Raw genomic sequence first — 22,156 nt, 5'->3', positions numbered from 1 at the left:
GCGTCACGGTCCTCATCTCGCCTCGCCTCCATACAGTCGGAATATGGCCCGAGTCATTGTCAGCTCTACGAGGTTCGTGAGCATGCTCACGAACCGGCACATGGAGGTGATGCACTTCCGCGAAGGGCTCAGGGCCGAAATCGACGTCCAGCGGCTGGCAGCCGAGGACCAAGAGCTCGAGTTCGAGCAACTCGTCGCTCTCGCAAAGCGCTTCGGCCGTCCGTGGCCGTATCTTCTAGTCGACGCCCCGGAAGAACTCGGGAAGCGCCCCAGGGACAATCGCACCGTAGCAAACCAGAAGCAGCCGCTGTCATCTGATCTGGTTGACCAGATCGGACTTGTCGAGGCCATGCTCGGTGCGGCGTCAGAGCTGTTTCCGGAGGTCGCGTTCGAGGTTCCGAAGCTGACGATCACCCTTGATACAGCCGTCGTCGACGCCGCGGCCGCGATCCGTGAGCTTCTCGGCGTGTCTTGGGATGAGCAGGTCGCAACCAAGGGCGACTATGCTGCACTGCGTCTCTGGAGCTTTGCGCTGCAGGAACAGGGCGTTTACGTCTCGATGCGCCACCTTGAGGACCCGACTGCGCGAGCTTTCAGTATCGTCTCAGGCCGGCAGGTGGTAGTCGTGGCGGACACCCAGGACATCCCCTACGCGCGGATCTTTTCGCTGCTGCACGAGTATGCGCACGTCGTGCTGCGCTCGGCAGGAGTTTGCGATCTCGACGAGGACGCGACCGTTGAGTGGTACTGCAACTCAGTCGCAGCGGCGGTTCTAATGCCGGGCGGCCTTCTTCGGAGGGAGTTGCCGAAACGCGCGTGGGGCGTGTCGGTAGAAGCCGACGAAAAGGAAACCGCCTACCTCGCCAGTCGCTTCGGTGTGAGCAAAGCCAGCCTGCTTATCCGGCTGCGGGACTGCGGAGTACTCGCCCCGCATCAATACGAGGTGCTCGAGCGGCGGCGGAGCGAGCGTCGCGGTCGAAGCGACAAGAAGGGCGGTCGGTACTATCCGGCGGCGATCAACAAGGTGGGCCGGCGTTTCGCGCGCGGGGTCGTAGGCGCGTACGAGACGGGGGCTATCGACCGCCAGGACGCCAGCGCCCTCGTTGAGATCCCCGAGCACAACTTCGGTCGGTTCCGAACCGAGCTCGCTAAGTCAGGCGGTGGTGGCGGATGACCGACGCGTTCACACTCTTCTCAATTGAGTCGCGATACTGCATCGATACCAACGTGATTGTGTCGTTCCTGCATGAGGATGACGACGAGCCGTACAGGCGGGACGCCTTCGCCGCACAGTGGAGCGTTGTCGAGACGATGATCGGGTCGGGGGAGATCATCGCGCCACGGCGAGTCGAGCTGGAACTCGTCAAATGGGAGAAGGAGATCCCGACGATGAAGGGCTGGCTCGCCAAGCGTTCGGGCATGTTCGTCGACATGACTAGCGACCAGCTCGCCTCCGCCAAGCGCATCGTAAATGACTACCCGGACTACGGCAGCAAAAACAATTACATCGCCGACCTGGAGGTGATCTCGCTTGCCAGCGTCCGAAAGCTCGTGGTGATTACAAATGAGAGAATCCGTCCAACGGTGACCCTTAACAGCCCAAAGATTCCCGAGGTCTGCGCGAGATACGGCTTCGAATGTCTATCGGTGTCCGGCTTCCTTGCTCGGGAGATGCCCAAGAAGGCGTCGCAGGAAGGCGTCGCAGGCGACCGTGCAATGGAGGCTGCGAGTCGGCAGTGACAGAGTAGGGAAGGCTTCGAGCACTGTGGATATGACGAGTACTGGCGAGCGACGAGCGCTTGGAACTTGCATGGCTGCCGGACGCGATAGACACACAAACGACACACTTACCGTCGAATTCTCCATTTCTTGTGCCGTCTGCACCCCAGTAAATTGGCCGGAAAATAGTGGCTCTTGAAGCCCTCACAGCGCAGGGGGTCAGGGGTTCGAATCCCCTTGGATCCACATTTTGAGACATGCTCGGTGCCTTACTCCGTAGGTCGAGTAGCGAGGTTCACTCCGTAGGTCGAGTAGCGAGGTCACGAGCGTATCGAGACCTTGTGCCTTGACTTCGACGCGGCCTCGCCGGCTCGGTCGCTCGAGGGTGACGTCACGTCAGTCCCCACCGATACGCTGAGGGAAGGCCGTCAACACAGTCATGAGACGCACCTCGGTGTGAGGGAGAACGCATACGATATGACCCACCCGATGACGAACGAGTCAGAGACGATGAGGACGTTCCCCAGGGTGGTGGTGGCGTGATGGCTCCCACTACGAAGGAGGGCCAGCGTGCGGAGTTGCATAAGACGATTTGGCGGATCGCGAATGACCTGCGTGGCAGCGTTGACGGCTGGGAGTTCAAGAGCTACGTGCTTGGGCTTCTCTTCTACCGGTTCATCTCGGAGAACCTTGCCGCATACATCAACAGCGGTGAGCAAGAAATCAACCTGACCACTTACAATCTCGCCAGGATCAACATGTTCCTGCACGACGTGCCGTACGACCAGTTCAATCTGGCCCTCGGGGACACGTTGAACGGCACCGCGGCGATTGTCGAGTTCCCCGGCGTGCTCTACCGCGGCGGGGCGGAGCGGAAGATCCGCAAAAACGTCATCGACAACAACTATGTGGATGCGGTCATCCAACTGCCACCGGACCTGTTCTTCGGCACCACCATCGCGACCTGCATCATCGTGCTCAAGAAGTCCAAACTCACCGAGGCGAACCGAAAGAAGATCCTTGACGCCTTCACCACCAGGGAGGACACGGACTACTTCACCAAGCTCGTCCCGAACGAAGAGATCGCAGCGAATGCCTACAACATTGCGGTGTCTTCCTACGTTGAGGCGGAAGACACCCGCGAGATTATCGACATCACGGTACTGAACGCACAGATCGCTCGTATTGTGGCTCGGCAGGCGGAACTCCGCATCGCGATCGACGCGATCGTGGCCGACCTGGAGGGCACCGATCTGGAGGCCAGCACGTCATGAGCGAGCAGAAGATCGTCGTCTACGAGGCCCCGGGTGTGGAACTGCGGTTGCCGTTGGATCGAGAACGTGAAACGGTCTGGGCAACCCAGGCTCAGATCGTTGAGCTGTTCGGTATCGATCTGTCCGGAGTCTCGCGTCACATCCGCAATGTGTTCCGGGATTCGGAGGTCGATGAGCCGAGCAATTTGCAAAAAATGCAAATTGCTTCCTCCGACCGTCCCGTCACGCTCTACAGTCTCGACGTGATCCTTGCCGTCGGTTACCGGGCGAATTCCTCCCGAGCGATTACCTTTCGTCGATGGGCGACAGCAATCCTCAAGCAGTACATTCTCGAGGGCGTCGCAGTCAACGAGCACCGTCTCGAGCAACTCGGCTCAATCGTGCGCATCTTGTCACGCTCCTCCGATGAGCTTGTCGCAGGCGTCGCGGGTGTGCTCGCCGGCTACCTTCCGGGGCTGCAGCTTCTGCGCGACTACGATGCTGGACAGCTGAATGCTGGCCCAGGCGCGAAGCCGGACTGGACGCTCACCATCGAGGAAGCCCGCTCGCTGATTGCCGAGGTCAGGAACAAGTTCCCCGAGGATGCCCTGTTCGGTCAAGAGAGTGGCGGCGCTCTCGAGGGCATAGTGGCCTCGATCTATCAGGGGTTCGCCGATCAGGAGTTCTACCCGACCGTGGAACAGAAGGCCGCGAACCTGCTGTATCTGGTGGTCAAGGACCATCCGTTGTCCGACGGCAACAAGCGCAGCGCCGCCGCTCTATTCGTAACCTTCCTCAGTCGCAACGGCATCCTAATGGATGCTAAAGGCCAGCCCCGAATCTCGAACAACGCTCTGGCCGCGATCACCTTGATGGTCGCCATGAGCGACCCGAAGGAGAAGGAACTCATGGTTGCGCTGGTCGTCCGAATGCTCTCGGAGCGCGCGCAATGAGCCGCATCGACGACCTGGCAGTACTGTCCGGATGGTGTTCGATACAGCCGGAACGGCGACATGGGCCATTGCTATGCTGGCGCCACTCCGAAGTCGAGCGTCACGGAGTACTGGGACAATGGCATCATCCCCTTGGATGAGCTCTGGAGGGGTGGGGGCTGCACTAACCGTGAGCCAGTGGAACCATCACTGTAAGACATGGATGTTCCTTTCCTCGATCCCGTTCAAAGTACGCCCACTGGCGGTTGGCGCGCAGGGTCGAAGGTCCCTTGTTTGACAGCGAGCCAGCTCGTAATCTCGCTCCTACAAACCGGAACGTTGCGCGATGAGAGGTCGCATGATGATGTGGGGATACGGGTTCAATCCTGGGTGGATGTGGCTGTTTTGGCTGCTCTCCTTGGTCGTCGTCGGCCTGATCGTGTTCGTGGTGGTGTGGGCAGTCAATAGTGGAGCGCGGCATGACGCATCCTTCGGCGGTGCCGGCCAGTCCCATCGTCCGGTGAGAGGCGCGTCTCGGCAGATCCTGGATGAAAGGTACGCCAGGGGCGAGTTGACGACGGACGAATATCGCGAGCGCCTCAAAGTGCTTGGCGAGGGCTCGGCGACGGTCTGATGACCAGGATCCGACCTGCGATCAGATATGGGGCATCCGTCGTTGCGGCGGCGTGACCTAAGGAGCAGTCATGCGAGCACTCATCGTGTATGAATCGTTGTGGGGCAACACCGAAAAGGTGGCCCGCGCGGTCGCGGCGGAGTTGTCCGCCACGACGCAGGTCGATGTCGTAGACGTCGACTCGGCCCCTGACACCGCCGAGAGGTACGACATGCTCGTGGTGGGTGGGCCGACGCATGCGTTTTCTGGACGGGGAGCTCGAGAAGGCGGCGCAGTGGGGTCGTGAGGTGGCGGCCGCGCTACAGACGTGACCTTCGACCAGTCCTCGATCGGCGGGACCCCCCAAATGAGGGGGGTCGGAGAACGAAATTCCCTCACACTGAGGGATGGAGTGCTCAAGAAATATTCAGGATGATGTAACCGCGGCCGAGACCGCACGCCCCCAATCGACGGTGCCCTTCCCGAGGAACCATTCGGCGTAAGGCCGGTGTTGTCTCCACGCCCACACCCCCTTTAAACGGCAGCGTTTGCGACTAACCCCGGGTCGCGCGGAAAGAAAGAAACCTCAATGAGCGGATCCCGAGCGACGATGCTCCGGTTCCGACGTCATTCCCTTGCCCTGCTGAAAAGAGCGGCCCGCGTCCTCACCTGTGGTCTTCTCTCGATCACGATGGCGCTCACCCTGGGTGGCGGGTGGCAGACCGCCGGCGCGACCACCTGGGACAGCGACTCTGTGGCACCCATCACCAGTCCTACGACGGCGTCGCCAGCGACACAGCCGTATACCGGAACGGCCGACGACTATGTCCGCCAGATCACGCAACAGGATGTTCCAGCGCCGACCCCGACGCCGGTGGCGGTCACGCCGATCGCAGAGGCGCCCGCCGCACCGATCACGGTGACGCCGAAGCCCGTCACAATCCAGGTCGCACCGGTCATACCAGCACCCAGCCAGGCGGCGACCACGCCGGCTCCTGAGACGACTCCGACGCAGCAAAGCACCGGTTCGCAGATGGTGTGCGTGCGCTCCGCCGACGGCAATTCGGTGACCTGCACATCCGGCGCTGCAGCTCCGACAGGATCGGACGACACTGCCCCAGATCCGGCGACTGTTCCCGATCCGGCTGCGGACCAGGATCCGGCCGCGGAACAGGATCCCGCTGGCGACCCTGAGCCGTCCCCGTCAGCCACTGACACTCCAACTCCCACCGATGATCCCTCCACCACCGCGGCGGCACCGGATGCCGGCGGCCAACCACTCCTCGCGGCGGCAGCTCCCGCCACCCCCATCGACCCCGCAGATGGTGTGTCCCCGGCTGAGCTCGAGGCGGCAGTCGCCGAGGTCGAGACCGAATGGCTCGCAGCGTACCCGTCGGCCGATTTCACGGGGTTCTCGGCAAGCATCGGCGACCTGCCGGACCTGACCCTCGGATCCGAGGGCTCCAACGCCGTCATCATCGATACGACCGCCGCCGGATGGGGCTGGGGCAGCGGCGACCAGCACATCGACCTGCTCACCGTGGTCCGCCACGAGGTGGGCCACTTCCTCGGACTAGATCACACCGCTGCCGGGCTGATGGCACCCGCCCTGAACCCTGGCCAGGTCTGGCAGGTCGACGCCACGGCACTGCCCGCGCCGATCGACCAGCCTGCAGCGCCAGCCGACGCAACTGGCACGACCGACACGACGACGGCACCGGCGGACACCTCGAACCCGACGGCACCACCGGCTGCTGATTCGAACACGGACGCAGCGCCGGCCGTCGCACCTACCCCAACTGTTCCGATGGACGCACCATTGACCATCGACAGCGCAGCGCAGGTCGTCGCCGACCCGCAACCCATCACCGTCAGCGGCAACGAAGTGCACATCGCCGGCACCCAGAACGATGACACGATCACCATCGGCTTGACCGACGGGATCATTACCGTCGCCGGGTCGATGACGCAGTCGATGGAGCTGCCGACCACTGTGACGTCCATCGTCATCGACGGTGGCGACGGAACAGACTCGGTGTCCTTCTCGACCAACCTGCTCATCCCCGGCGTGTCGCTCACGGCGCTTGCCGAAACGATCGTCGTCAACGGCGTCACGATCAACACCCAGGGCGGCAGCGGAGACGGCGCCATCAACTTCCAGGCGACCGCCTCCCAAGACGGAACCGGAACATCCGGGACGATCACCGCGACGGCCGGGGCGACTATCCAGCTGACCGGTGCAACGCTCAAGGGTGGCGACATTGTGCTGGCCGCTGCCGCCACCGCCGCGCCGACATCGCAGACCGCAGTCAACGTCATCACGGTGACCTCGAACGCCCTCGTGAGCGCCGAGGACAGCACCATCGTCTCCAGCGGGGATGTGACGCTGGGCAGCAGCTCCACGGTGACCGCGACGGCGAAGGCCAGCGGGCCAGGCGCCGATGCCGACCCCGCAGCAGACGCCGCATTCTCCCGGCTCGACGTCACCATGAACGCCCGCACCAACCTGTCAGGCTCCACGAACTTCCAGGTCACCGGGCAGCTCACCCTGTCCGCCAGCTCACAGTCCGACCTCACCGCATCCGGCGATGCGCTGTTAGCCGCCGCCGGGGCGGGAATCGCGCTGGTCACCCTGAACCAGACCACCACGAGCTACATCGATGCGAACAGTCCCGGCAACAGCGCCGCAAACCTCACCGTCACCGCCGACGCCAACAACACGGTGGCGACCAACTCGGCGGCGAGCCCACAAGGCGCCACCGGCAACACAGACGGCAGCGGTCTGGCGATCACACCGGCCCAGTTCGCCGGCGGCACGATCACGGCGCTGAGCCCCCTCACCGTGGCGGCGGCGTTGTCCGTCGCCCAGATCGACACCGACACGCAGGCGTACATCGCCCCGGCGAGCGGGACCTTCGGCGTCGCCACGGATGCCGGTGGTGCCGTTCTCGTCCATGCTGCAGACGGAACCGAAGCGACGACCACGGCCGACGGGCATGCCGCGCTGAAGACCGGAGTGGGCATCGGCGCAGCCGTTGCTATCGCCATCGCCGACGCCGCTGCCAAGGCCTACGTCGGTGGTTCCGTCGATCTGCAGACCGGTGCCCTCACCATCGAGACGCCGGCCTCGTCGCAAAGTTTCACTACGAAGGCCACCTCCGGGGCAGGGACCAGCGTCGCGCTGTCGCCCATCGGCGGTGTCTCGTCGTCGAGCTTCCAGGGTTCCTTCGCCGTGAACATCGTGACCGTCACCCACGAGGCGATGCTTGCCCCGGACGCCACCGTCGGCGTCCATGGCGCGGACGTGTCCATCGTCAGCGACCACAGCACCGACTCGACGACGAGTGCCCGTCCGACAGGACCGTTCTTCGACCCGACGACCGCAGTGGAAGCCGACGGCAAGACCATCGACCTGCCGTTCCCGCTCCTGCATGCGAACGGACTCCTCGCCGGCATCCCGGCGCTGACCGGGGATCGAGTCGTGTATTCCAACGGCGGCAGCGGCGCCAGCATCGGCGGCCTCGTCATGTTGGGCACCTATTACCTCTACTGCCCGGACGACGGTATCTGCACCCCCGACCCGGTGACCGGCATCACTCGGGTGCAACTGATTTCCGGCAGCATGCTCGTTCCCGCCTTCACCAGCGACAACGTGCTGACCCTCGACTCATCGGTCGCCGAGGGAACCGACCACTTCCTCACCCTGGTGCAGAAGCCGACCGACATTATGGGGATCGGCGCCGGAGTCTCGGTCAACATCGTGAGCGATACCGGCACCGCGACCATTGGCGATGGTGCCACCCTGGCCGGCGCGCATCAGCTCACACTTTCGGCCGCGACCACCGATGAAATGGCGCTCGAGGCGAAAGCGGGCTCGACCGGAGCGATCGCCATCACGCCCGTCGTGGCCGTCGCACTGTCAAACGTGACCACCCATGCCGGGCTTGGCGCCGGTGCCGAGCTCGTGCTGACCGGGGCCCTGGACGTGCACTCGACCCAGGCGGCGTCGATCAGCTCCGGGGCCAGCGGCGATACGACCTCCGATGGTGGCCTGGGTGTCTCCGTCACCGTGAACGACGCGGACCACACAGTGACGGCCACGACCTCACGCAGCGTTACCGCCGTGGGTTCCGCCACGTTCACCGCCGACGGATCCTCCTCAACCGGTGTTCTCTCTTGGGCGGGCACCGGCGGCGCACCCGACGAGAACTCGTCACCGCTCGGATCGGTCAACGCACAGGCGAAGAGGTTCCTGGGCATGGCCAACGATCTAGCGGGTACCAGCAAGGCTCCGGCCACACCATCCGCCGTGGACGGTTTTGGGAACCCGATCAACGCCGCCGCCGCGATCGCGTTCAACCTGGTGACGACCGTCAGCGACGTTTCGCTGCCGGGCGATGTCGTCATGACGGTGCTTGGCGGTCCGTTGACACTGGCCTCCACCGCGAACACCGACGCAAGCGCGATCGCCGACGGCGAGGCCGGCACCAACGCCGCCCTTGCTGTTGTTGGCGTCGGTGTGGCCGTGAACCTGGCCAAGCTCACCAACACGGCGGACGTGCTTCCCGGTGCGGTCATCTACGCCGACGGGCTCATCCTGAGCGCCACGATGGCGCCGGTGTTCGACGCAGAGTCCGCCGGTTGTGCCGATGAGGACACCGAGTGTGTCGATGAGAACACCGACTGGACGAACAACCTTGAGGCCGTCGCCGTCTCGGCGACCGGTGGTGCGAGCGCGCTTGGTGCGGCGGTGTCGGCGGGTATCAATATCACTTCGTCAACCACCAGTGCGCAGCTGAAGTCGTCAGGGTTGACCGTTTCGAGCGCCACTGTCGGAAGCGGCGATGTGTCTTTGACCGCCGCCACCGACGTCGACGCGACGACGTCGGCCACCGCATTCCGTAATGCCTTCGACCCGAACAGCGCGATTATCGCGGACGCGCACGGCGATCTTACGACCATCGTGCTCGGTTACGCGCTGAAGGACGGAAACCTCAAGACCGGGGACGTCGTCGTCTACCACACCGGGGGCGGCGACCCGATCGGAATAAGCAACGGTGTCAACAAGGAGACGACGCTGGTCGAGAACCAGAAGTACTGGGTGGTGGTGGACAAGCCCGGTTACATCCAACTCGCCGTTTCGTGGGTGGCGGCGATGGCTCACGAAACCTTGGTGCTGATCCCCTCGGAAGCGAACGGCGAGTCGCATTACCTGGTACCGGAAGGCGATAACCCGACCGTCGGATTGGGTGCCTCGTTCGCACTCACGATTGACAATGTCACGACCACCGCGGGCCTGCAAGACGGTGCCCAGCTCGTGGGAGGCAACAACCTCACCGTCCGGGCCGAAGACGGCAACGCCGCCGCGACCGAGGCGATCAACGGCGCCGGCGGTAAAATCGCCATCGCTCCGGCCGTCGCTCTCAGCATCGTCAACGTCGCCACATCCGCGTCCATCGGCACCGGCCCCGGTCTGGATCTGGCCGGTGACATCGAAGTCGACGCCGCACAGACCGCGGTGACCGAAACCGCCTCCAGCGGCGACATCGACTTGGAGAGCCTCGGAGTCGCCTTGGCCATCGCGATCGCCGTCGTTGATGACGACGTGCGCGCGTCCGTGGCACGCGACCTGCGCGCTGATGGACCGGTCAGCATCATCGCCAGCGGGTCGTCCACGAACACGAGCGAGTCGGAAGCTGCCGCGCCGGGCGCTCCCACCTCTGCCACTGATTCGGTCAACGGCACCGCCGACCGGATTCTGGGAAATGGAAATGCAGTGTCTACCCTGAACACTGGCAAACGGGCGAGCACGAGCACCACGCCGACCGCCGGCACCGGTGACAGCGGTGGAGCTTCACTGTCTGTCGCCGGGGCAGTGACGATCACCATCGTCACGAGCACCTCGCGCGCCTGGCTCGCGAACGGCATCACCGTCACCTCCGCTGACGGTGCGCTGACCCTGGCCAGTTCGGCCAACACGGATGCGATCGGCTCGGCGCGCGGCGACACGATCGCCGCGAGCAGCGTCGGTATCGGCGCTGGTGTGGTCGTCAATGACGTGTCCATCACCAACATCGCCACCACTGGCGCATCGACCGTACGAGCGGTCGGCCTGATTGTCACCGCGACCATGACCTCCGTCGAACCGGAAGAACCCGGCGACGCCGATGAGACGCACACCATCTCGGCGACAGCGACTTCCGGGGCGAGCAACGCCGAGTCACTCGGTGCCGCCGGTGCGTTGAGCATCAACATAGTGGCCGCCGACACCGAGGCCCTGGTTCCGACCGGTGCAGTTGTAGCGGCGGGGGATGGCGTCGTCACGCTCACCGCCATCTCAACCGAGCAAGACATCGCCGAAGCGACGTCAAAGGCCGGATTCAAAACCTGTGCGAGCGTGCTCGGCCTGCCGTGCGATCTGTCGCGGCTGATCACCGGCGAGGACGGTACTCCGGCGGGAGTGGGCGTCGGCGCCTCGGTGGCGATTCAGGTACTCACCCCCACCATCACCCGCGCCGAGATCGGCGACGCCGCCGTCATCACCGGCGGCACCGACATCTCGGTCATCGCGACCGCCGACCGCTCCATCACGACCCTCGCCGAGGCCGGAACATCTGGCGGTACGGCACTCAGTCCGGCACTGGCCCTGGTGGTTGACACGGGCGACACCACGATCGCCAGAATCGGCAGCGCACCGACCGGGCTCACTGCCACCGGCAACGTCACTGTGGCCGCGACCCACTCCGTCGATGTGAGCGCCACCAACGCCAACGCCAACGTCATCGGCAGCAGCGTGGCGATCGGCGCTGCCGTCGCCCTTCCCATCGTGATCGGCTGGACCACACGCGCCGATCTCGCGCGCGATGTGACAACGGCGGGATTCATCACTGTGGCTGCCGACTCCCTCGTCGCCGGCGCGGCCATCGCCAACGCCAGCGCCATGGGCAGCTTGAGTCTCGACGCGGGCGGAAAATCCGCCGATGACACCACGACCGGTGCCGTGAACAACGATCCGAACGCCAAGAACAAGGGCGCCAATACGGTCCCCTCTGCCGGCACTTCCGCGAGCCAGGGCGCATCGAAGTCCAGCGGTAAGGCGGGCAAGTCCGGCGGCGGCGTCGGAGTGGCCGCAGCCATCGGCGTGCTGTGGCTGCAAACTTCCAACTTGGCAACGATCGACGGAATGGTTACCGTCACGACCGACGGCATCGTCACCGTCATCGCCGACCGACCCGTCACCCTCATCGCCGGCGGCCCCGTGGCAGTGCGCGCGACGCAGCTGACCACGGCCGCGGCTCGAGGAATAGGCATCGCGTTGAATGCCACCAAGGCGTCGACGAACATCGCAGTCGGCGTCGGCTTCAACTACCTCGATATCGTCAACACCGCCGAGGTCGGCACCGGTTCCGCGATTACGGCGGTCGGCATCACCGTGGCAGCTACGACACCACGTGACGACGCCGATGCACTCACCCAGAACACCGTCATCGCATGGGGCTTTGCGGGAGCCGGCGGTCGAACCGGCCCGCAGGTCGCGGGATCGGTCGGCATCAACGTCGTGAAATACGAGACCGGCGCGCACGTCGGTGCCGGCGCAACGCTCAGCTCGGCTGGCAACCTGGTGGTTGATGCTGCCAACCCGATGGGCCTGCAGAACCTGGCCATCGCCGGTGCCCTCGGCGGCGTCGCCCTCGGCGCCGCCATCGCCATCAACATCGTGGATGCGACCACGACCGCGGTCATCGACTCCGCTTCCGCAACCCCCACCTCGCTTGACGCGACCGGCGCCACCGACGTGAGAGCCAGTGCCAGCCTGTCGCCGCTCGGCATCGACCTGACCCTGCTGGGCACGTCGATACTGTCAAACCTGGTCAACATCCCCGGCGTCGTGCTGATCCCGGCGCCCGACGGCCAGACGACCACTCCGGCCGTGTCATCGGTGGCGGTGTCCGGCGCCGCCGGCACCGGCGCCCTGGCCGCATCCGGTTCGTTCATCGTCGACGTGTGGAACCGCAGCACTGACGCCCATCTCGGCGATGGCACCCGGATCAACCAGGCTGTCGACACGCTTGCCGGGCAGAGTCTGACCGTCACCGCGGATGACGACACCCCGATTATCAACGTCGCCGGATCGCTGGGCCTCACCTCGGGGACCGCCGGCGTCGGCGTCGCGGTGATCGTCGACGTTACCGAGAAGGACGTGCGTGCCTACCTCGGCAAGAGCGTGACCGTGGCGACAGGCGGCGACATCACCGTCGCGGCCACGTCGAACGAACCGATCGTGGGTATCGCCGCTTCCGCTGGGGCAGCCGGCGAAGTCGGGGTCGCCGGGTCGATCATCGTGCTGGTGATGAACCAAGGCGACGACCAGCCCGGCACCTACGCCTTCATCGACGGCGACGAGGGACAGACATCCACGGTTCGCGCTGGCGGTGACCTGGCGGTCAGCGCGACGAACACCACCGACAAGATCGAGTTGTACGCCGGGGGAGTGGCGATGGGTGGTACGGCAGGGGCAGGCATCGCGTCCATCGCCCTGGTCCGGACCAGCACGGTGCAAGCGACCATCGGTTCGTTCGACGACGTCAGCTCGGCCGGAACCACCGGAGTGGCAGTGAACGCTGGGCAGGAGCTGAGCGTCATGCTCATTGCGGTCGGCGGTGGGGGCGGCGGAGACGCCGGAATTGCCGGATCCGCGACAGTACTCGTGCTCACCGACACCACGGCCGCGGGCATTGGAGACGACACTCTGGTGAATTGCCTCGGCGCCGAATGCGTCAACCCCGCCAGCGTGTCGACAACACCACAGTCCTCGGTCGCCGTCACTGCACACGACGCCACAGTCATCGTGGATGCGGCCGGCCAGCTTGCGATCGGCGGCACCGCGGGTGTCGGCGCCGGAGCTGACGTAGAGGTCATCAACAAGACCACGACGGCAGCCATCGGTGCGGACTCCCACGTGCAAGCCACGGGTGACGTTCTCGTCATCGCGACCTCCAGTGAGGCGATCACCTCGATCTCGGCGGGCGCCATCATCGGGGGCGACGTTGCCGTCGCCATCAATGCCGCGGTGCCGGTGATCGACATCACCACCACCGCCGGCATCGGTGCGCACACCACGGTGCTGGCCGGAGGCAACGTGATCGTCTCCGCGGACGAGAGCCTCACCTTGATGGTCGTGGCCGGCAACCTGTCTGTGTCCGGGTCGGCCTCGGTGGGCGCCGGTGCGGCAGTGCCCGTCGTGACCAAGACCACAAACGCGACGATCGGCGACGGAGCGCAGGTGACCGCGCTGTCGCAGTCGACCGGGACGAACACTGTTAACTCCGGCGAATTCATGATCAGCGCCACCAACCCCGGATTCGACCCCCGCGATGGACTGCTACCGCGCGCACCGGGAGATCCGGCGGTGATCGATCTCGGCTACCAAGCGAACTTCGCATCGGGCCAGCAAGTCATCTATGATGCCGCCGGCGGTGCCCCGATCGTCGGGCTGACCTCGGGCCAGAGCTACTACGTCATTCCGATTACTTCTTCCAGGATCATGCTGTCGCTGACCCCGCGCGCCCCACCGGTGTGCTCAAGCAACTGCGGCCCCGGCCTGGTCGCCATCACCGGCCTGTCGTTGCCGACAGGACTGATGGGCGAGAACCAGCGCTTCGTCCCGACCAACCAGCCAGGTGTCGTCAGCGACACCTCCCCGCGATTCAATCCCGCCACCGATGTCAGCAACAATGTCGTCGCTCTCCCCTATTCCATCAGCGGTCTGAGCACGGGCGACCAACTCCTGTACAGCACCGGCGGAGGAAGCCCAATCGGCGGCCTAGTCGACGGCCAGACCTACTACGTCACCGTGATCGGTACGGGCGCCTACGGCGCACAACTCATCCAGCTGTCCGAGACCAACGGCGGCTCCGTGCTCGTGCTGGACCCCGCACTCGCAACCGGGCGTTCGCACAGCCTGGTCCTCCCGGGCAGCATGCCCTCAGCGGACGCATCGGCGACCAGCCCGCAAACCGTTACCGCCCAGACTCAGACCGGTTTCACCGGCGTCGCAGTGACCGCGACCAACAGCGACAATGTCAGCGCGATCGGCATCAGCGGGGGAATCTCCGGTTCTGTCGCGGTCAACGTCAGTGGCACGGTTGCCGTGGTCACGGTGAAGACCACCGCCAGCATCGGTGCCGGCGCCCGCATCAACTGTGCCGCAGGCGACAGCGCCTGCAGCGCCATCGACCCGACCGCGGGCCCCGCCCAATCCGTCTTCGTCATCGCCGGCAACAGCTTCCGCCAGCTTGGCATCGCCGCCACGGTGGCTCTGTCAGGCGACGCGGCGATCGGCGCCGGGGTCGGGGTACGGGTAGTATCCCTCACCACCTCCGCCACCATCGGCGACGACGCGGTCGTGAACGCTCGCCACAACATCACCGTGAAGGCGAGCGGACAGGACGTGGTCATTTCCGCCGTGGCCGCCGCCGCCGGATCGCTCTACGCCGGCGTCGCTGGCGCCGTCACCGTGACCGTGCTCAACGTCACTACCGATGCGAGTACCGGCGATAAGGTCACGATGCGTGCCGGTGGCTCGATCGGGGTCTTGGCTACCGACGACACGTCCCTCATTCTGATCACGGCGAGCCTAGGCGCCGCGATCGTCGGCGTCGGAGCGAGCGTCGACGTGGCTGTGGTCACCAAGGCGACAACGGCCCACCTCGGTACCTGGAACACGATCGTCGTCCTGGGAGCGCCCGGGCTCAGCGTCGTCGCCGCATCCACCGAGGACGCGATCGGAGTCGCCTTCGGCCTCGGTGGTGGCATAGTGGGCGTCGCCGGCGTGGTCGGGGTGCACGTCTTCACCATCGTCACGCAGGCGTACCTCAATACGAAGACCACGGTGAATCGCGGTGACGGCGCGATCGTCGCCGGAGTTGCCTCCGGTCAGGGCGTCACGGTGTCAGCGACGGACTCCTTGCACGCGTTGACCATCGCCGGTGGTATCGGCGACGCCGGCGTCGCTGTGGCCGGCGGGGTGGACATCGGCGTCGCCAATGTCAGTGTGCAGGCGTACCTGGCCGACGACACGGATGTCTGGGCGAGCGGCACTGTGCTGGTAAGCGCATCGGCCGAGAAGCAACTTCACAGCATCGCGGTGAGCGTCGGTGACGGACTCGTCAGCGTCGCAGGAGCGGTCTCGGTGTGGGCGGTCGGCACTCAGCCAACGGATACCTACCAGCAGAACAACCAGGGCACTCAACGAGGAACCTGGGCGTCGGGCACGGCGTACCAAGCGGGAGATGTCGTCACCCACAACGGCAGCACCTACGCGGCACGGAAGAACAACACCGGTAACACTCCGTCTGAATCCGACACAGTGTACTGGTCGCTCTCCGACCAGCACCCTATGGCCGGTGAGAACGGCAGCGCCCAGGGCATGGGCGACACGGCCGCCTCGGGTGAAAACACCGGGGCAACCGTCGGCTGGGGCTCCATCCTGTCCGGCTCATCCAGCCCGACCTGGAAATCTGGCAACAGCTACACCATCGGCACGGTCGTTGTGTACAACGGAGTGCACTACCAGGCGCAGGCCCACATCACCGGATCGACTACCGCGCCTGATTCAGACACGACCAGCTGGCGGAACATCCAAGGACAGGCACGCTACCAGTCCGGCGGCGCCGACGCTGCCAATGAGGCCGTCGCAGGGGCCGACCCCGGCACAAGCGTCACGTCAGACCTCTTCACACGGACCAACCCTCCGGCGGGGACCTCCGCCGGCATCTATGGCAGCGTGCATTCGGGCGCCGACGTGCAGGTCGTCGCGCAGGACAGCGTGGATATTGTGACGGCTGCCGGGGTTGTTGCGGAAGGTTTTGGTGCCCTGGGCGCCGGCGTGTCGATACTAGTGCTCGGCCTGAAGACGGATGCGGGCATCTACGACGGCGCGTCAGTTAGCGCGGCAGACACCGTGGGAGTGCACGCGACCCTCGACGAGAGCGTTGACGGCGTCGCAGCCTCCGGAGCCGTGGGTGGCATCGTTATCGCCGGTCAGGTCGTCGTCATCGTCGACTCCAGCTCGCAACAAGCGCATATTGACGACGGCGCCTCGGTCCCGCAGGCCGGGAGCCTCATCGATGTGAGCGCCACCGCCACCCGTGCTGTGGCGGCGCGCGCCGTGGGTGTGGGCCTTGGAGTCGGCGCCGCGATCGGCGCGGCCGTTGCCGTTGTTGTCGTCAGCGGCGACACACTCGCCTCGATCGGGGATGTTGCCATCGGTGTTGGCGGGCCGATCGGTGGCATCAGCGTTTTGGCGAGCGATGTGTTCACCCCAACCGATCTCGCGGTTTCGGCCCAGGGCGGAATCGGCGACGCTCTCAGCGGGGCGGTCGCCGTCATTACGTACCGTGGCACAACGCGCGCGGAGTCGGGCGCCCACGGAGCTGTGCGGATCGGGGGCGACGTCACTGTCGCAGCGACAGGACACCATGCGAATGTCCACGCTGACACCGTCAATGTCGCGCTGAGTGCTGGCGTAGCGGGTGGCATTACCGTAGCCCTGGCGAGTGACGACCGGTCCACCGAGGCGGTCCTGCTTGAGGAAGGCAGCATCAACGTCGGCGGGGACGTCTCCGTGGAGGCCACGGCGTGGAACTCGGCGGAGGCCACAACCCCCGGAGTCCTGTTGGGAGGAGATGCGGCCCTCGTGCTCATGCTTGCGTTCGCCACGGTTTCGGGTCACACCACTGCCCAGGTCGACGGTGACGTCACCGGCTCGGACTCCGTGACGATAGCTGCGACGGCCGAGAACGTCGCGATCGCCACTGCGACCGCGGTGGGCGTCTCGCTCGATGGCGGTGCTGCGAGCGGGGCGTACGCCCAAGCGCACGTCACAGACGGCGCAGCAGTCGCATCCGGAGTGGGATCGGCCGCCGTGATCTCCAGCGGTGGTGCAATCGAGGTGACGGCCGGGGGACAGGGCCGAAACAACGTCGCAACAGCCACGGCCGATGGCGGCGCAGGCGGATTCTTCGGCGCGGGCACCATCATGATTTCCGACGCGCACGTTGCTGCGCCGGTCACGGCAACCTTCTCGGGGACCATCCCAGTCGGCTCTACGGGTGTCGGGGCCGCATCGCTTACCGTGGCGGCAGAAGGGTCCAACACCGCCACAGCCAACACCGTCGCAGTCTCCCTGGGTGGCGCGATGTCGGGAGCAGGAACGGGGTCTCTCGCCGAGATCGCCTCCACTGCGGACATCACAGCGCGGACCCTTGCAGGCAGCACGGCCGTTTCCGGCACGGTGAGCATTACCGCGGATGGTACGAACCGCGCGGTGGCGACGTCGAATGCCGGTTCGGGCTCACTCGGCCTGAGCATCGGTGTCACCGTGCCGACCGCGACCATCGCCGGCACGGTGACCGCCTCAGTGGGTGGCAACATCGCACACGCGTCTGCTGTACAGGTCGACGCGGTGGGCCATAACACGGCCAACGCCGAGGCCCTGGCAATCTCCCTCGGCCTCTTCTCCGGAACCGGGTCCTCCGCTGACGCAATCATCACCGCGGATGCCGATGTGACGGCGCAGGTGGCCGCAGCGGCGCATCTTGCGGTTCCGGGCGGAGCAGTCACCGTCTCGGTAAGCGGCACCAACAGCGCATCCGCGAAGTCTGACGGCGGAACCGGTGGTGGAATCTCTATTGCGGCGATGTTGCCGACCGCCACCGTGGCGGGTGGCGTCCTCGCCGAAGTGGACGGCATCCTGAGCGTAGGAAGTCTCACTGTGGAGGCGATCGGGCAGAACTCGGCGGAGGCGACCACCATCGTGGTGTCGATCGGCTTGGCGAGCGGCGCTGGGGCCACCGCCACCGCAGAGATCACCAGTGACGCCACGACAATCGCTCAGATCGGTGCGGCGGCGGAGATCACCGCAACGGACGCACTCGAGGTCAGCGCGAACGCCACGAACACTGCGAATGCTCAAGCGGCTGGTGGCAGCGGCGGCTCGGTGAGCGTCGGTGCGTTCTCCGCAGGGGCTACGGTCGCGGGGGCAGTCACAGCTGCGGTTGGCGGGACGATCGCAGCCGGTAGCCTGAACGTCGCATCAACCGGCGAAAATCACGCGAAAGCTGATGCGGTGTCGGCCAGCCTGGGTACCTACAGCGGTGCCGGCGCGGCTAGCTTCGCGCACATCACGGCAGATGCTGATGTCTCCGCCACTTCCTCGGGAGCTGACCTCGCGGTCTCCGGCGCGACAAACTTCAACTCTGCCGGCATCAACCTTGCCGAGGCCACGTCGGATGCCGGCAGCCTGGGCGTGGCGGGTATCGGTGTAACGATCCCAACGGCGAAGATCCAGGGGAGCGTGATCGCGTCGTTCCTCGGATCGGTCGTCGGCGGTGCCCTCACGGTGAGGGCGAACGGAACGAATACCGCAACGGCCAAATCGACCCCGGTTGCAGTGGGGATCCTCGCCGGCGGGGGAGCGAACTCCGACGCGGAAATCACGTCAGAGGCACAAGTAAAGGCGTCCGTGCAGAACGGATCGGTGCTCGACCTCGGCGATGCCGACCTGTCGATCGCTGCCACCATGAAGGACCGCGCGGATGCCGCGACTGACGGCGGCTCGGGCGGCGGCGTCAGCGTCAGCGCCTTGATCGCCTCGGCCAGCGACAACGGCGGCGCCTCCGCCAGCTTTGCAGGAACCCTGATTCAGGCCGGCAAGTTGTCCATCAGCGCGAGCGGAACCAACGTCGCCGCGGCCCACATCCTGGTCGTCAGTATTGGCCTCCTTGCCGGTGGGGCTGGCGCCGGCGCCCACGGCAGCGTCGGAGGCGACACCGTCGCCAGCATCGGCAGCGGTGCCCAGATCATCAGCCCGAACACCATCATCGAGATAGCGGCAACCCACGGTGGGGCCACCACCGTGGCGGCCAACGGGGGAGCCGGCGGTCTTATCGGCGTCGCAGTACTCGAGGCCGAGGGCACCACGGCGGGCAGCACGGATGCGCACGTGGCCGACGGAGTCACGATCGGCAGCACTCCCGCCGGCACTCCCGCCTCGCTCTCCGTCGCTGCAACCGATACGTCCACCGTCGCGGTGTCCTCGATCGCCGGGGCGGGCGGAGCGATCGAGGTCGGCGCCACCCGCGCCACCAGCACCGTCGCTCCCACCGTCCTGGCCTACATCGGTTCGACCGGCGACACCGCTTCCGCCACCCGGGTGAGTCTGGGCGGCAACCTGGCCGTGACCGCGACGTCGGTTCGAGCAGAAGCGGATGCGACGGCCAAGAGCTACGGTGGCGGCGGCCTCGATGTGGGCATCGCGGTAGCCACTGCCATCACCCGGCCCAGTGTCGATGCGCACCTCGGCCGCAACGTCACAGTGATCGCCGGCGGCGACGTGAGCGTCCACGCCGAGACTCAGGCATCCGGGGCCTCCTTGGGCGACACCTACCTGGCCGGTGGCTCCCACGCCGACGGCGGTACCACCACCAACGTCGCCAACGTGAGCAGCGGCAACGACACCCTGTATTTCCCCAGCCACGGGTTGAGCAACGGTGACACCGTCATCTACTTCGGCACCTCGGTGCCCGGCCTTACCAGCGGCCGTGTGTACACCGTCATCGCCACAGACCGAGACAGTGTGCAATTCGGTGACACATTCCGCACCGGCACCATCGATGCTGGAGATCTGTCAGGCACCGCAGGCGTTGACCCGAACCGCTCGGTGATCCGGTTCGCTTCCCCGCACAACTTCATCGACGGCGACACCGTCATTCTCGCTGGGGACGGCACCATCAACGGAACCGTTCAGAACGGTCAAAAACTATACGTCCGAGTCATCGACCTGACCACGATTCAGCTCTACACCAGTGCTGCAGCGGCGACCGTTGCAGCACTACAATTCACTCCGGACCACGTCAGCGGAAATACGATCAACCTGGCCAACAGCTTCACCGACGGCCAACGAGTGACCTACCGGGCGCCCGACGCCTTAGGTTTCCGGATGGCCGCGGTCGGAGTCAACCCTGATTGCTCCGACCAGGACAACTGCTACCAACCCGACGCCAGCCAGCACAACATTGTCGTCGGACCGGTCACCGGGCTCAGGGACGACGGCACGCCGATCCAAGTGTCGCACCGGCTCACCACCGGCCAGGCGGTCGTCTACCGCACCACGGGAAAACTGGTGGGCGGGCTGGCCAACGGCGGCACCTATTACGTCATCGTTGTAAACCAGTACGTCATCCAGCTCGCGGCAACGCGGTACGACACCACGGCGCACAGCTACGCATGCGGGACCGACACGTGCACCGACGAGCCGAAACCGATCGCCGTGGTGGCACCCGCCGACGACAGCGGAATCCAGCAGATCGTGCCCGCGCCGATCGGCGGGCTGACCGACGGATACACCTACCTCGTCGACAATCCGACCGTATCAAGCTTCACGCTGAACCACCTGGACGGCACATCCGTCACACTGAACACCAGCGTCACCGACGGCCCCGACGGGCGACAGACCACCGCTGCCGACATCTACGGAGCCCAGCGAATCTTCGCGACCGGCCTGGCCCTCCAAGGCTGCACCCTGGCCGATCCAAACCAGTGTCCGACCGACAGCATCCGAATCGACCTGGGAACACCCGTTCCGTTCCCCTTCAACGTGGCCCTCTACGGTCTCTACTCCTCGGCCACACCCGCCGCCGGACAGCCTTACACCTCATTGCGTCAGTTGTCCCCGCCGCCCGGAGACGGTGTTTCCGGTGCCTCAGCGGCCGGCGGCGGCGGTGGTGTCATCAGCGTGAAGATGCCAACGGCATCCCTGACCGATAGCGCCACTGTGCGGGCATTCACCGCGGCCAACATCACCGCCAGCGGTGATGTCACGATCACGTCGGCCGCCTCGACGAAGGATTCGGTTTCCACCGAGAACGGCTCAGGCGGATTCATCGCCGTCGGCGTCGTGAACTCCACGCTGACCGTCCACTCGGGCAGCACTGCCAGCGTCGGTTCGGGCGCCGCGATCACCGCGGGTGGCAACGTCGTCATCTCGGCCACCAGCAACCAGCGCACCAACGACTACGCGCATAGCGAAGGCGGCGGCTTCGCCGGCGGCTTCACCGCGGATGCCACGACAAACGCCATGGACGACACCGCCGCGGTGATCGGCTCCAGCGCACAGATCTCCGGCGACACCGTGCAGGTACTGGCCCGCTCCAGCGGCGACCACCGGATGTTCGCACACGCGACGATGTATGCGCTGTTCGGTGCGACTCATGTTGGCGGTGGCATCTTCGTGACCTCCAACGACACCGCCTTACTTGACGGAACGAGCGCTGACAGCGGCACGATCACCGGCCGCTACGGCGTGGATGTGCGCGCCCGCCACCTCGACCTGACCTATCACAACGACCACGACTCCAGCTGCTACTGCCTGGGTATCTCGCCAGATAGCTCCAGAACAGAGGTGACGCTGGGGAACAACGTCGCCGGCCACCAGGGCGTGACCGTGTACGCCGGTCCGCGACTGGTCCCGGGTATCAATGAAGCCCACAACGCACCCGCCTCGCCGCTGGTCTCCAACGGTGACGGCGCTCTGGCACTATACGTGCAAGCCGAAAACGGCAGCAACGTCGACACCGACG

At 65.5% G+C, this 22,156-nt stretch carries 7 protein-coding genes (1 of these 7 cut by a window edge); all 7 read left to right on the top strand.

Annotated features, from left to right (window positions below):
• Positions 1 to 43 precede the first annotated feature (43 nt).
• The gene (locus ABFX56_RS02600; protein WP_346231722.1) at positions 44 to 1,174 is read left to right on the top strand and encodes an ImmA/IrrE family metallo-endopeptidase; all 1,131 of its coding nucleotides are present in this window, start codon (positions 44 to 46) and stop codon (positions 1,172 to 1,174) included.
• Entirely contained in the window at positions 1,171 to 1,740 is a 570-nt protein-coding gene (locus ABFX56_RS02595) for a DUF4411 family protein (RefSeq protein ID WP_346231721.1), read from the top strand. Before ABFX56_RS02600 ends, ABFX56_RS02595 begins: the two co-directional genes overlap by 4 nt.
• 521 nt (positions 1,741 to 2,261) lie before the next feature.
• Positions 2,262 to 2,993, top strand: a complete 732-nt coding sequence (locus ABFX56_RS02590; protein WP_346231720.1) for an N-6 DNA methylase — start codon at positions 2,262 to 2,264, stop codon at positions 2,991 to 2,993.
• Complete coding sequence (locus tag ABFX56_RS02585; protein ID WP_346231719.1) at positions 2,990 to 3,925, top strand: type II toxin-antitoxin system death-on-curing family toxin; 936 nt, start codon at positions 2,990 to 2,992, stop codon at positions 3,923 to 3,925. The genes ABFX56_RS02590 and ABFX56_RS02585 overlap by 4 nt, the downstream gene beginning before the upstream one ends.
• A 337-nt stretch (positions 3,926 to 4,262) precedes the next feature.
• Positions 4,263 to 4,538 carry an SHOCT domain-containing protein gene (locus ABFX56_RS02580; RefSeq protein WP_346231718.1) on the top strand — a complete coding sequence of 92 codons (276 nt, stop codon included), beginning with the start codon at positions 4,263 to 4,265 and terminating at the stop codon, positions 4,536 to 4,538.
• A 70-nt stretch (positions 4,539 to 4,608) separates the two neighbouring features.
• Positions 4,609 to 4,824: a flavodoxin family protein gene (locus ABFX56_RS02575; protein WP_346231717.1), complete on the top strand. Its 216-nt coding sequence runs from the start codon at positions 4,609 to 4,611 to the stop codon at positions 4,822 to 4,824.
• 282 nt (positions 4,825 to 5,106) lie between these two features.
• Positions 5,107 to 22,156, top strand: partial view of a carbohydrate-binding protein gene (locus tag ABFX56_RS02570; RefSeq protein WP_346231716.1) — the 5' portion only. It continues 14,036 nt past the right edge of the window; 17,050 of the gene's 31,086 nt are visible here — the first part of the coding sequence; it begins with the start codon at positions 5,107 to 5,109; the stop codon falls past the right edge of the window.

Origin of the sequence: Parafrigoribacterium mesophilum (assembly GCF_039652555.1) — a bacterium.
In the GTDB taxonomy this organism is placed as follows: Bacteria; Actinomycetota; Actinomycetes; order Actinomycetales; family Microbacteriaceae; genus Parafrigoribacterium; species Parafrigoribacterium mesophilum.
Note: the sequence above shows the minus strand (reverse complement) of the source record. Positions and strands in the feature narration are given on the sequence as shown.